Here is a 13,940-nt window from a genome sequence, read left to right as displayed (position 1 = left end):
TGAACTGCTTATGAGGTTGCAGCATTCCATGGCGTAATGGAATGCTGCATATTTAATGATATTGAAAACTATGGGCGAAATCTAACGACGCCCGATCTCTTACTGCTTTTTGCGTCTTATGGCTAGCGCTCCTAATAGTGTCAGGCTTGCCATCAAGGTGACGTATGTGCTTGGTTCCGGCACGGCTACAATTTCTATACTGTTTAGAAAGCCGCGTCCGTCATTGCCGGCTCCATCTCCACTGATCGCTAATGCAAGGCTCTGGCCTGCGGAGAGTGTTATGGTTAGAAAACCATAATTTCCACCTTCCTCAAAGCCTGTATAGGGCCCGCTTGATGTTGAATTGGTTCCGTTTGCGATTGAGCTTCCGGTGATTGAATTATAGTCAAATGTTGCGTCGGTATTAGAAATCGCGTCGCCAAAAACGGTGGTGGGTTGCGCTGTGAGGGTATTGGTGTTACGTGCTGTAATATATATGTTGTATTCGCCGGCAGCCAGTCCATCGAGTTTGACTCCTATTGCCCACGGTTCGGAATTAAAGCTATTAAAGATGCCATCTCTAGCTACTGAGGTGTTGGAGTATACTCCGCTGAATAGCTGGGTGCCTAGTTGACTGCTACTTGACGGTTGTGATCCAAAGTTGATGATGTTGCTAGAACTAGTTGATTCTACGCCTAGATTTATTCCGACTGCTGATGCGGTGCCTGTTGAGGTGACTAAGCCGGAGCTGATATCCGTGACCTGAACGAGGTTCCAGGATGTATCAGCTCCAGTTAATCCGCCATCCTCGTGCCCGGGGCTGTTGGTGAGGTCAGCTCCTGTGACTGTGGTTGGTCCAAAGTCGAAGAGCATGGTTTGCGAGAAGGCGGGTGCTGCGGAGATGCCTGCTGCAAGAATTAATGATGAGGTAGTTTTATTCATAACTTTATATTGTTTTATGGGAATATCAAAACTTGCCATGAGTATGGGGGGATGTCATGCGAATAGGGTTATCTGATGGGGTAAAACGCATATTGATTGGTTAAATACTAAGAGTTGGTAAGGGGGTGGTGTTGTTAATGAGTGTGGCTAGGGTGATCGCTCGTTCCGCTGGAAGCTCTAAGCTTAAGGCAGGGTTTTAATAATATGTGTTGAGCTCGTTTCGTTTCTGGCTTGCGTTCAATGCTAGAGATGAGGGCATGTGCAGCCTTGCGACCAATTTCTTCGGCGGGTTGATCAATGCTGCATAGGTTTAATCCATTGGCTCTATATATTTCACGGTTTAGGTTATCGTAGCCGGTTAGTCCAATTCCGTTAATGTTGATTGATTTGTGAGATTGGATTGCCATGTGGGCACCGAATGCCATGTTATCCTGCATGCAGGCGATCGCATCGAAAGTGTGCGCATCGCTACTTTCTAAGAGCTTGGTGATCGCTTCTTGTGCGGATTCCTCGTGGCCGTTCGTGCCAAGTTCTATCTCGAAATTTGGTTCAGGTGGGAGGTTATAGTCCTTGAGGGCAAGAAGGAAGCCCTTGCGTCTATCTTTATCGGTGACACCGCCTTCTGGTCCAAAGGAAAGTAGGCCAATTCTGCGGTGCCCAGTTAGTATTAGGTGTTCGGTTGCCATGTACATCCCTTGTACATTATCGGACATTATGGTTGTTGTGTCAGCGCTTGGCACATAGCGATCAATCATGACCATTGGAGTATTGGAATTCTTTAACTTCTGAATAAGCTTTAAGAACTCAGGGCGAAGTATATTCCCGCTGTCGGGGTATATGGCGATGCCGCTGATACCGCTGTCTAGCATTCTTTTAAGTTGGCTGATTTGCAGGTCCATGTCGCCATAGTCGTGGGCTAGCGCCATATTATATTCTGCTTCTGAAGTGTGGGATTCAAAGCCTCTGACTATTCGGGAGATGAAGGAATGTTCGATGGATGGGACGACTAAGCCTAAAAATTTTGTTGGTGTGGCAGTGTTGCTTGTGGGAGGGGCCACTTCTTTTAGGAGTATTGTGCCTCCTCCTTGGCGAGTTTCTAGATAACCCTCGCGGTGAAGCCCCTCCATCGCTTTTCGAAGGGTAACGCGACTCACGCCAAGGTCTTTGCATAGTTGGCGCTCAGCTGGTATTCGATCACCAGCATTCATTGCGCATAGGCGATGCTGTATTTCTATTGCGGCTGTTTCGTAGGCAGGGCGTTTCGCGTTTGGAGTAATGATTCCCATTGCGAGAATGACTAAATGCCAAATTGGTGTTTATGGCAATACCAAAAGTGCCATTCTTGTGCATATGTGGGCGCTTGAGTGTTGATCTGAAGGTTTGGGATTGCTCAAGTTTGGGGCACTATGGTGCTGGGAGGGTTAGAGTGTTAGTTGGCATTCGTTTTTTAGGTGTTTAGGTATTTACAAAGATACCAAAAGAGTGCATTTGTATGCTCTGAACTCTAGCAGAGTTGAAATTATGACCCCTAACTATCAAGCTGTTTCGAAGGAAGTGGGTGCTTCTTTGGCATCATCTGTATCATCTGAGCGTGCCCTTAAGCTGCACTTAATTGGCAATGCGCATCTAGATCCGGTTTGGCTATGGGACTGGCCTGAAGGTATGAATGAGGGGATAGCAACTTGCCGTGCAATGGTCGAAATGCTAAAAACCTTTCCTCGGTTTCACTTTATTCGTGGCGAGGCCGCATTGTATGACTACGTAGAAAAAAATGCTCCCCGGCTTTTTCATGAAATTGGAGAATTGATTGCTGAGGGGCGTTGGGAGATTGTTGGAGGGAATTGGATTCAACCAGACACGAACCTGCCGGCGACTGAATCATTGCTGCGCCAGTTTATCCGTGGTAAACGGTATTTTCGTGAACGCTTTGGCGTCGATGTGACAGCCGCATGGGCTGCAGATTCCTTTGGTCATTCAGCTGGCATGCCCGAAATATTGACTGCCGCAGGTATGGACAGTATTGCTTTTACTAGACCGCAGCAATCTGCATTGCCACTTCGGCAGCAGGCGTTTTGGTGGCAGGGGCCAAGTGGGTGTAGGGTATTGGCATATCGCCCTCATGACGGTTGGTATTCCAGTGAGCGGTCTGGCATCTCTGAGCGGTTGGATACCTGTTTAGCAAGGGCTAGCGTAGAAGGGTTGGACACTGCCGCAATGTTCTACGGATTGGGGAATCATGGCGGAGGCACGTCTAGGACTCATCTAATAGAGATCGAAGAGTGGGCGCAAAGACATCCTGAAGTTGAGGTAGTTCATTCCGGTTTGCATGGATTCTTTTCGGATTTACGTAGTGAGATATTAGAGAAGGGCGAAGATGTATTGGATGTGCATCAAGGTGAGTTGAATTTCTGTCTTCGTGGATGTAGTGCTTCTCTTGCTCGTTTCAAATTTGCATATCGTAGTATCGAAACATCGCTTATCCGTTCAGAGAAGACGCAGTCTGCTCTAATTGGCGCGGGTGTTCAACAGAGAAAAGTTGATCTGGATGAATCTTGGGATCGAACACTCTTTAATGCATTTCATGATATTTTACCAGGCACATCTATCGAGCGTGCGTATGTGGATCAGTTAGCGCAATTGGGGCGCGTGCATGATGATGCTAGGGCCTCAATGCTGGTGTCGCTCACTTCACTCGCTTCAAAGATCAATACACATGAAGGCGCCTGGAAGGTTGGTGATGATGCGCCGCTGCCACAGCCGGTTTTAATTTGGAACCCACACCCCTTTGCCGTTTCCAAGCATGTTGAAGTCGAGGTGTCTCTTGACTATCGGCCTTTGTGGCAATATCGGCCTGGTCAAGCTCCATTGCGTGTAACGAATGCTTCATCCGGTGAGGCGATTGTATTCCAACAATTAAATTGCGAGCATGATAGTTTGCCTGATTGTGCTTGGAGGGCTCGAGTATTAACTCCCGTATCTCTTGCTCCAATGGGCTGGCAGTTGTTGCAAGTCGGCTATTGTGAGTCGGAAAAATGTGAGGAACTTAAAGAGTTTAGTGAACCTCAGCTTTCTGTTGATGCGTCAATTGGTGATCATTCTTTAAAGTTTAAGCGTGATGGTGAAGCCTGGTTGGGCAAGGGGATGCAAGTGCGTCTATATGAAGATGATTGGGGTTCATGGGGGGGCATGAAGGAAGAGGAGGATTCTTGGAGGCTTACCAGTGAAGTTGAGCGACTTACTATTTCTAAAGTCGAAATCCTTGAATATGGTCCCTTGCGTCAGTCGCTATGGGTGCTGTTTGAGGGCGCTCTGTGCAAATCTTCTCTTGAAGCTATCGTTTCAATTTCTATCGGCTCCAATCAAGTTGATTTGAAAATGCGCGCATTTATGGCAGACCGGGGAGTTCGGATGAAGCTCATATTGCCGACAACTCGTAGTGATGGAGCAGCAGAATTTGAGGTGCCTGGTGGTTCTATTGTCCGTAAAGCATGTGGCGAGGTGCCCGGTGGGCGCTGGGTCGTGGCGGATGATGATATAGGATTTGCCAGCAACGCATTGTATGGGTTCGATTCAATCGATAGAGAATTTAGGGCTACAATTGCCCGAACCTCCAGATATGCAAGTGATGTTCGTCGTGCGGCAGACGATCAACGTTGGAGGCCATGTGCGGATATGGGTGAGCATGTCTTTGATGCGCTGTTGACGCCAAATGTTGATGCTCTTCCGCGTTTGTCTAAATTATTAGAAGAGCCCCTATGTGTGCAAACTGTACCTGCTCATCGTCCATTATTGGGACCAAATGAGCAGTTGAATCCTTCTGGCTCACTGCTGGAGATTGATGACGATAGACTGCAATTGCTCGCTATCACTGCTATGGTAAAGGATTCTCTGGATATCCGAATTCAAAATATCTCATCATTTTCGGTAGGATGCGTGGATGGCAAATGGATGGGGCAGCCGATACGTCTGGGACGAATTCTGCCCGGAGAAATTATTACATGGAGGCTCGATTTGCCCAGTTTAACTGTAACGAGAATCAACATTGTTGAAATTTAATGAAATACCCTATAATGGAAAAATACATGAAACCACTTGGCCACTGTATCGCGCTGGCTGGACTCCTTACATTGACGCATTGGACCCAAGCGAGTCCACACGATGATGCATCCATTTACGTCCAAGACACTTTTTCAGTCAAAGATGAGGCGCGGTCACCTTACACGGCTCTTCATCGCTTACAGGTTGAGCAAGGGGGGGGGCAGTGGGAAGTCATTACCTCCGATAAAACATTGGTCATCTCTGAGGAGGATCAAGTAGTGCTTGCAGCTGGTGGAACCAGTGGCGAGGCTAGAATCAGGCTAAACGAACCTGGCGACATCACTACAGTTAGTGCATTGGTAAAGCCGGAAACTGCTGACTGGTTGGCCGTCGCCTTGTTCGCAGATTCTAGTGGGAAAGATTGGTTTGCTAGTAATCAGCAAGGGGCTACCATATGGATGTTGTTCAAGCCAAATGGCCATTGGGCGCTTTACAGCGATGGTGTTAAAAACCAACTTCTGTCAGGAGGCCCGAAAAACTACCCGGAGATCATTTACCAGCAAGGTAAGCCAATTGAGATAGGTCTCAGCTATGATCGCTTAAATGGTAAAGTCTATCCATATCTGAAGCAAAATGAGACTGAAGTGCGGCTGTTTACTCATGATGATGGTTGGCTGTCGACTAGGCTGCCGGCGGGTATTGAAATAGATGCTGCGGGCTTTCGCATAAATGGTAATGCTAATACTCAGGAGAATACAGACGCTCTGGATGACTTCACGGTTTCTCAAGCTGATTCTGGTATGTTGAGGTTTAACCAATTGCCCGAAAATATTCGTAAGCAAGTGCCAGTTGGTACACCACGGAAATCCGCTGAAATTGCGGATAGTCCATTTGGCATTCATACTACGATTATGCATGAGGGCGCTGATTCATCCATGATAGAGCGTCAGGTGGAACTGATGTCGGAAGCTGGATTCAAGTGGGCAATTGATTACCATGCCAACAGTGGAGTTAAAGACCTAACACCCCATGAGGTGGGAGAAAAGTTTTCGAATGTCAGTCGCAGTATAAAATATGCTCAGTTGCTGCGAGAGGCTGACATTAATTTAATGATGCGGATCGACCCATTGCGTTGGGCGCCGAGAGGGAAGGAGGCGGATTTTGATTATGAACCTGGGTCATTGGATATGCAAAAGGCGGAAGTATTTACCCGGCAAATTGTTCGTCAATTGAAGCCATATACAAAGCACTGGCATATTTGGAATGAGCCGAATATTGGAAATGAGACACCTTATGTAACACCAGAGAATTACGTTAAGCTATTCTCGCAGATTTCTGCGGTTATTCGTGAGGAGCAACCTGATGCCGTCGTTTATGGCCCCGGTACTGCGATGCTGCAGTGTATGGCCGATAAGCCTTACCCGTGGATACCGCGAGTGCTTGATGCTGGCCTGATGGAATATTGTGATGTTTTTTCCTTTCATCCGTATCGCCAACCTGCAGTGAGGGCAAACTTGCCAGAATATGCATCCGAATTTCATCCTTGGACTACATGGGGGTCATATGAAGCGCAGATAAACGACCTAAAGGAAATGATCAGTGATCACATTGAGGATGATAAGCCAATTCGTTTGGCTGCTACTGAAGATGGGGTGCCTGACCTCATTAATGGTGCTGGTGAGCAAGAGCTCACTTGGGTGGTTGCTGCAAAGTATGAACTGCGTCGTGCGTTGCAGGATTTTAAGATGGGCATTTACCCGCGCACAATCTTCTGCCTTTACCGGAATATTAGGGATCCCTTTTACAATGAGCAATCTAGCTACAATCTTGTTACTAGCAATTTCCAGCGGAAGCCCGCGTTTAATGCAGCCCAAAACCTAAATGCTGTGCTAGACTCAACATATCAACCGTACCAAGGAGTCGATGTTAGTGTTGAGCCTACCGATGCGTCCGATAATCCTGAAGGAGATATTCAGATTCAAACTTACTACAAAGATCACGGTGAGTTTGAAGAGTTGCTTGTATTTTATTGGTCTGCCGAGGAGGGTAAGGATGTTCATCCGCATTACAATGGAAGATTGGAGATAAGGGATAGTGGCTGGGAGGCTCCCTTAGAAATTGACTTAATGGCAATGCCAGTTCGGCGCCCCTCAAAGGCTCCTGTTGAGATTATTGACTCAAAGTTTATTGATCGTCGTGATCCTCGTCCATTGGTAGGGCATGTGGTTGATGGGGGCGTCCAAATAAAAGCAATTGACGTTCGTGATTATCCAATGCTCATAAAATGGATTCGTGTGGGGGATGGCAAAATGGCTTCGTCAAGTTTGTGAGATCCTCTTGGCAATAGTGGAGAGGTGGTGGACTTGAGTAATTAAATCCGTAGATAATTATGAAAACTATACCCCGATTTAAATATCATGCAATGCTCGCAAAGGCATTTACCCTCACCGAACTACTGGTTGTCATAGCCGTAATCGCAATTTTGGCGGCGATTCTCATTCCTGTAATCGGGCATGTGAAATCTAAGGCCCATGCGGTTCAATGCTCTTCAAACCTAGGTCAGATCGGTAAGGCGGCAATGATGTGGTCAGCAGACAATCAGGGCAGAATCGTCCCCTGCTTTTCGCCGGGGGATGGTCCACAATTGCAAATGCGACATTGGACGGGTATCCTTGCGCCATATCTTGGATGGCAGAGTGACAATGGTCCGAGCAAGAGCTTTAGCTCTTATGAAGACATGCCAGTATATATATGTCCTGAAAGGCCGGGGACATTTGGCTATAGCCATAATTGGCATTATCTATCCTACATTGAATCAGTGAACAAAAGTAATCGCATGGTTGGGTCGTTTCAGGTTATTAATCCTGTTGAAACTGTTTTCATGGCTGATTCATGGGATCCGACAAAATCGGAGACTTACTGGAAGTCAACATTGAGATCCCCCAGTGAATCTACAACCAGCAGTGTTGTCCACTTTCGGCACCCTGGCAACACTGCCAATGTGCTTTGGCTGGATGGGCATGTTTCATCGGTTGAGGAGGATTCTGATTTTATGGAAAGCGATTATTATTTTCAGGTGAGTAAGGGAAAAAAGCCATAAGCAATTTCTATCTGCTGCAGGTGTTTCGCTTGCGAAGGTATGGTGGTGCAATAGCTCGCCATTTGTAGCAAACGTTAGTGTAGCGTGATGTTGAAATGCCATTCTATTTAGTGATTTGCAATTCGTGATAGCTCAATGGCACTATAGTTCAACTTCATACTCGTAGCTCCCGGTGATTGCTTTAGATTTATGATTCATTAGATGCACGCTTGCGCTCATCGTATCTGGTAGGTGTAGGTTTCCTTTTATCACTGATTTCTGACGTTGCCATTTAGAAGAGATATTTCCTAAGGGAGTGGGGATGACTATATTTGCTGAGTCTCCATAGAATAGGGGGGTATAGCGAATTGATTCCCACTTTGGAGCTGTTTGGCGTATGCCCCCGATGATCTGCATTAAATGAAAAATTGGATGCGCCGACCATGCGTGTGAATGGCTTTCGTGTCCTTTCTTTGGCTCAAAATTTTCCCATGTGGTCCCATGGGCGACCATTGGCCCCCATCTTTTGAGGATGTCTCTAAGGACATCATATGCATGTCCGGAATCGTTTAATACGGTGTAGACGTATGTAATCCAATATGCTGAAGGGTGGATACTAGTCTGGTGCGTTCCATTCAAGTAGGCTAGGAGGCGCTTGTTTATCATTGCGTCATTGTTAGCCGGGCTTAGTTGAGTCATTATGGACAACGTTTGTGCATGAATGGATGTTTCGTTGTCAATGCAACCATTTTCCGTGTATCCATCGCGTAGTAGGCCTGAATCCGTAATTAGTTTGTTCAAATGGATTCTGAGACGGTCTGCCCGTAATGTGCAAGTATTGGCCATATCGGTTAGGCCGGCCAAATTACTCAATTTTACTAGTTTATTCAGTGCATATAAATACCAAAGGTTATAAACGCTGGAGTAACCATCTTTCCGTAGTTCAGTCCAATCCAAAAAAAGCCAGAATCGATTATCGTGCTTCAGTAGTCCTAGATCTGGATCGGTCCATTTTTCAAAGTAATCTAAGGCATTTAATATCTGAGGAATGTGTTCCATGAAGGGGGCAAGTGAACCTGTCTGCCAGTAGTAGTCCCATAAGGTTATAATCCAAATCAGGGTAAAATCGGGTAAGATACAATTGTGCGCTATCGTGGGGGCATGACCGTATGTTAGTCCATCGGGTGTCGTTTGGGCGGCGATTTGCCGAATGCCTCGGTTGAATAAACGTGCATCACCGCTCATGTGAAATGTATTCCATGCTTGTACTCGAGCATCACCCCACCATTGTGCTTGTTCTCTCCAGGGGGTGTCTACATACGCATCTAGGCAGCAGACTTCTTGAGTCCATGCACACGTTTCCCATATTCTGTTGAGTTCTGTCTCTGAAGAATGAAATTTACCAGTAAGCTTATGCGGATAAACTGCTGTGCGTAAAGTTGGTTTGATTATCAATTGCTCCAGGTTATCGCGTATCGTCAGTATTAGGTAGCGAAAGCCATATGCGTGATAAAAACTATATTTGAAGCTCCCCGGTCTTGCAGTCAGGCGGTTTGCGAAAGCCATCCGGCAATGTGCATCTGGTGCATAATCTGGAGTTAGTGATTCTTCGTCTATAGTCTCAAAAAAATGAGCATCTATGATTTCCCCACCAATTGCGTTGTCCACTTGTAGCATGAGGCTACCAACATGAACTTTTTCCAAATCAAAAAGGATACTTCGCCAATGCCCTTTTTTTGTAGCTGCCACCTCGGTGTTACCATGGGCATACACAGATTTAGTGTGTTGCAATCCTTCATCGTGGCGTAGGGTGGACAGATTGTAGGCGCGAGTGTAGCTTTTATGGGATATACCCGATTGCTCTCCAATTTGCTTAAATGGTGAGATTTCGTTTTCATGAAGCAATGGGATATCTCTACTGCTCAATGAGTGCCATGGCATTGCATTCCATTCACAGCTTTGTAGGCCATTTGACCAAAAGCTGTCATCATAACCGAGTTGCATCCAGTTCGGATCTTCTTCGTTCAGATCAATGATTTCCTGGCTAAATAGCTGCATGCTTACCGGAGCGCTTGATCGTTGGATGCCAGACTGTCTTCGGCATTTCCATGTTTCATCTGAAATAATCGTTTCATTTCCAATTTTGCCGAAAAACAGTAGGCCAGCATAGCCATGGCAAACATATTGAAAATTGCTGTAGCCTGGATTGTAGGCTCTTATGGCAATCAAATTCTCACCAGTCTTTAGGTATTGGGCAATGTTGACAGCATCAATGGGCCAGTTCTGTTGAAATCCGCGAGCAGGGCCTCGACATACGTAGCGCCCATTGACGTGAAGTTGGTAAGATTGGTCTGCTGTAATATGTATGTCTGCTTTTGAAGGAGTGGTGCTCAAATTGAATCTCTTTCGGAATTGAGCATAGCAATTATGCAAATCCCAGTGCATGCTTTGGGGCCATATCCAACGCGCTGACATAGCATTGTTTATTGGGGGAGATGAGCTCATTTGTTGGGCTGTCGTTATTTTTTATATTATCTAGCTACCTGAAGGTGAATGTTGTGTCGGGTCTGGTGGCTAGGCTTCTACTAAATGACACGCATATGGGGTGATGCTTGAATTATCTATGGCTAATGTAAGCCAATGGTTTACTCAAAAGAATAACGATCTTTGCACCGATCATGTCGAGGATAGAGATATTGTTCGTTACGGATAACGGAACATTGTAGGTGCATGATTTTGGGAAACTGGTATCTTTATTTATAATAAATTTAATCCCATGACCCCAAGACGATCAAACGCTAAGAATACGCTTTTTAAAATTACAATTATCAGTCTGCTGATACACGTGATTGGGCTAATTGCTATCGGAAGTATAACGCTTATCAATGCTCACAATGATAAAGAGGAATCTCAAATGGTGGCTCCACCAATGGTAGAACCCGTTCCTCCGCCTAAACAAATTCCGGTTCAGCTATCTAATAAAAAGCCACCACAATCATCGACTAAGGTCATCGCCCTGGATCCGCGAGATATGCCGTTAGTTGATTTGGATATAGACTTTCCCGTTATTGAGCCGCGTTCAAATATTGGGAGGCGCGGATTTGGACCTGGAATTGGTTCGGGCATTGACTTGAAAAAATTGAATTTACGTTTTGGTGGAATTCGTGATCGGAGTGAAAGTGTATGCTTCATTGTCGATTATTCTAAGTCCATGAAGGATCCGTTGCTGGGAAGCAATATGATGCGAATTGATTTGTTGAAAAAACACCTAATCAGCACATTCAGTGAATTGGATAGTCAAATGATGGTTAGTGTTATATTTTTTTCAGGGCCCGCTTGGAATGCGGGTGAAAATCAACATGCAGTTCGACCGCTCTATACTGGAGGTCCCAATGATATGCATACTCATCGCCCGAAGGATTTTAATGTATTGAGTAAACCAACTTGGCACCCGCTTAATAATAATTTTCGAGCTAGAATTATAAACATTATTGATCGTGAGCCTATATCAGGTGGCACCGTTTGGCAGAATCCCATCAGATTGGCTCGAGCGTTGAAACCGGCACCAGAGGTTGTTTACTTTTTAACTGACGGTGCTACTAGTGATGAAGATATTGAAGAGACGTTGCAATTGGTCAGTGAATGGAAACGGGAAAATAGAGATTTGCGAATCCATACGATAGCACTAGGTGAGCCCAGGGCCGAAGATGGTATGCGTCGCATTGCTGGTCGAACTGGTGGTAAATTTAGACTGATAAGTTCTATTGAAGATATAGAGCATCATGATGGTTAATGCAGCAGTCTGGGGGTGGAATTGCTCTTTTGGGTATGAATGCTAGTCTGTAACGTTCGGCGTGGAGGATTCATCAACCCATCTGCCAGGAAATGAAGTTATTAGGCGATGTTCAGGCAGACCAAGTTCAAAGCGATTTAGTTGGCTTGCTATTTGATTGAATATTACTTGAGCGTAAGCGTCTGGCTCATACAGAATTCCCGGTATGATTTCAGAATTCGTTTCAAATTGCGTGTCAAGGCTTGCTACAAAAGGCCTTTCTGTTTCGTGAACTGATTTTACTGCATCAATGTAATGATGAATGGCGGTTGTGAGAACACCGTCGGCCTTGCTTTCCTTGAGCCAAATTGGAAGTTTTTGAGTATATTCAGTTCTATGGGAGCAGTAAATATTCCCGGATTGCCCCAATAATTTACTTGTTGTTGCCAGAAAGGATCCGTTTGCGTAATTGCCAACATACTCTCCGAAGCGTTTGTGGTATATGAGTATAATTCTACGAAGTCCTCGTTCAACCATTTTTCTGACACACAACTCTATATCGTGAAAGAAATCTCGCTTTATTGAATTCAAATATGGAGCACCGGACCTTGGGCTCAGTGTAATCGCAGAGAAATGTTCCCAGTCTAGTTGAATCCGAGACTCATTGTCTTTCTCTACGCCAATGATAACCCCCCGTATTCCTCTATTTCTTAGGATCTCACTAACGCGCCTGGGAGGCATTTTTTTCGGTTCAATCCAGAATGGATCGACTCTATATCCAGATTTTTCTGCAATCCTTGATAATGAGCGAAAAATAGTGGCGTAGGTTCCGATGCCTTGCCAATCGTGTGGACCATCGAAGTTCGTCAACCATGCGATTACTTCCTTGGATTTATTCTGACGCTTCGCGTTACGATAAAAATTCAATGCATCTAATCGAGCGTCACGCTGGTATCCCATCTCTTGGGCGATGATAAGAATTCTATCACGCGTGTCTTTTTTGACCCTGGGGTCGTTTTTTAGTGCACGTGATACCGTTGTCGCATTTACACCTGCCTTGAGGGCCACATCTCGTAGTGAAGGGCGCATACTAATTACGCTAATGCCACAGTTGGCATTCTATCAAGCTTCAAATTCTGTAAGATATTTAAATAATGAGATTATTCTAATGAGTTTATAAACTCACTAAAACCCAAAGCTAAAAATCGAATACCATGAAAACGTGTATCTATCCCACTATGTTTGCATCTCTTGTTCTGGCAACATCAGCTTCGGCTGCTGTTACGCTTCCCTACTTCAACGACTTCTCCAGTGACGTATCTGACTTTACGACATCTGGGACCTGGGCCCTTTCAAGTGGTGATTATGTGAATACTCTCACTTCAGCTGGCACGCGTACAAGTGCTGCTTTAGATGTTACTGGAGTTGGTGGTGGGGCACCTCAAGATTTTACTATCACTACGAATTTCACCGTCACTTCTGGTATCAATACTGATTCGTTTGGGTTGGCCCTTTTTGGTGATAGTGTAAACAGCCCGACTACAAACTACCTGATTATCGATTTTAATGCGGTGAACACACTTCGCATTCGCAACCTTGGCACTGCTCAGGACACTGTGCGTGTTGAGCAAAATGATACAGGCGTGACTTTTGCAAACGGGGAGTTGTATACCTTTACAGCTGACTTTGATTATACTGGAACAGACCTAGTTGTCTCTTTGACTGTGGCTGGAAATGGTGGTTCTGGAACAATTGTAACACCAAGCTTTGATACCATTACTACTGGCTTGAATACGTCCATAGTAGCATACACGAACCGAACCGAGCCTGGTGATTCCGATATGTCAGTCGCATATGGTGATTTGAGTATCGCAGCAATCCCCGAAGTGAGTACGTACGGTTTATTGGTCGGGATTCTTGGTTTGGGCGTTGCAGTTATTAAGCGTCGAAAGAAATAATCTAGGTGCTAGGCAATCTATTGTGATCGTCATTCTCGATCACTCCTCGGTGGCGCGCCATATGTTTTAGCAAAGTATGGCGCGCCATTTTCTTTGTTGAATGCTCTACATGGCGGGTGAATGCCAGTGCCGAGAGAATCTTTTGATGGGCTACATGTCTATTCTCTACGTA

At 45.5% G+C, this 13,940-nt stretch carries 9 protein-coding genes; 5 read left to right on the top strand and 4 right to left on the bottom strand.

What is annotated here, in order from left to right:
* Positions 1–99: 99 nt before the first annotated feature.
* Positions 100–960, bottom strand: a complete 861-nt coding sequence (locus RBB63_RS01125; protein WP_309380245.1) for a PEP-CTERM sorting domain-containing protein — start codon at positions 958–960, stop codon at positions 100–102.
* A gap of 95 nt (positions 961–1,055) precedes the next feature.
* Complete coding sequence (locus RBB63_RS01120) at positions 1,056–2,207, bottom strand: GntR family transcriptional regulator (protein WP_309380243.1); 1,152 nt, start codon at positions 2,205–2,207, stop codon at positions 1,056–1,058.
* Positions 2,208–2,442: 235 nt separating this feature from the next.
* On the opposite strand from RBB63_RS01120, the gene RBB63_RS01115 reads away from it, so the two are divergent.
* Genes RBB63_RS01115 through RBB63_RS01105 form a run of 3 tightly spaced genes read left to right on the top strand, consistent with a single transcriptional unit; the run spans position 2,443 to position 8,059 of the window.
* The gene (locus tag RBB63_RS01115) at positions 2,443–4,977 is read left to right on the top strand and encodes a glycoside hydrolase family 38 N-terminal domain-containing protein (RefSeq protein ID WP_309380241.1); all 2,535 of its coding nucleotides are present in this window, start codon (positions 2,443–2,445) and stop codon (positions 4,975–4,977) included.
* A 14-nt stretch (positions 4,978–4,991) separates the two neighbouring features.
* Entirely contained in the window at positions 4,992–7,289 is a 2,298-nt protein-coding gene (locus tag RBB63_RS01110; protein ID WP_309380238.1) for a hypothetical protein, read from the top strand.
* A 59-nt stretch (positions 7,290–7,348) separates the two neighbouring features.
* Positions 7,349–8,059, top strand: a complete 711-nt coding sequence (locus tag RBB63_RS01105; RefSeq protein WP_309380236.1) for a prepilin-type N-terminal cleavage/methylation domain-containing protein — start codon at positions 7,349–7,351, stop codon at positions 8,057–8,059.
* Between the two features lie 141 nt (positions 8,060–8,200).
* On the opposite strand, the gene RBB63_RS01100 is transcribed toward RBB63_RS01105, so the two are convergent.
* A complete protein-coding gene (locus RBB63_RS01100; protein WP_309380234.1) occupies positions 8,201–10,432 on the bottom strand; it encodes an alpha-L-rhamnosidase-related protein in 2,232 nt (743 codons plus the stop codon).
* Positions 10,433–10,814: 382 nt separating this feature from the next.
* Between RBB63_RS01100 and RBB63_RS01095 the strand changes: the two genes are divergently transcribed.
* Entirely contained in the window at positions 10,815–11,831 is a 1,017-nt protein-coding gene (locus tag RBB63_RS01095) for a vWA domain-containing protein (RefSeq protein WP_309380232.1), read from the top strand.
* Between the two features lie 42 nt (positions 11,832–11,873).
* Here the strand turns inward: RBB63_RS01095 and RBB63_RS01090 are convergent, their stop codons facing one another.
* Positions 11,874–12,899: a LacI family DNA-binding transcriptional regulator gene (locus tag RBB63_RS01090; RefSeq protein WP_309380230.1), complete on the bottom strand. Its 1,026-nt coding sequence runs from the start codon at positions 12,897–12,899 to the stop codon at positions 11,874–11,876.
* Positions 12,900–13,024: 125 nt separating this feature from the next.
* Here RBB63_RS01090 and RBB63_RS01085 point away from each other — a divergent pair, with 125 nt between their 5' ends.
* Positions 13,025–13,768 (top strand): hypothetical protein, encoded by a 744-nt coding sequence (locus tag RBB63_RS01085; protein WP_309380228.1) that lies wholly within the window; start codon positions 13,025–13,027, stop codon positions 13,766–13,768.
* The last annotated feature ends 172 nt before the right edge of the window (positions 13,769–13,940 follow it).

This window comes from Cerasicoccus frondis, assembly GCA_031296915.1.
GTDB lineage: Bacteria > Verrucomicrobiota > Verrucomicrobiia > Opitutales > Cerasicoccaceae > Cerasicoccus > Cerasicoccus frondis.
This window is presented reverse-complemented; position numbering and strand designations above follow the sequence as displayed.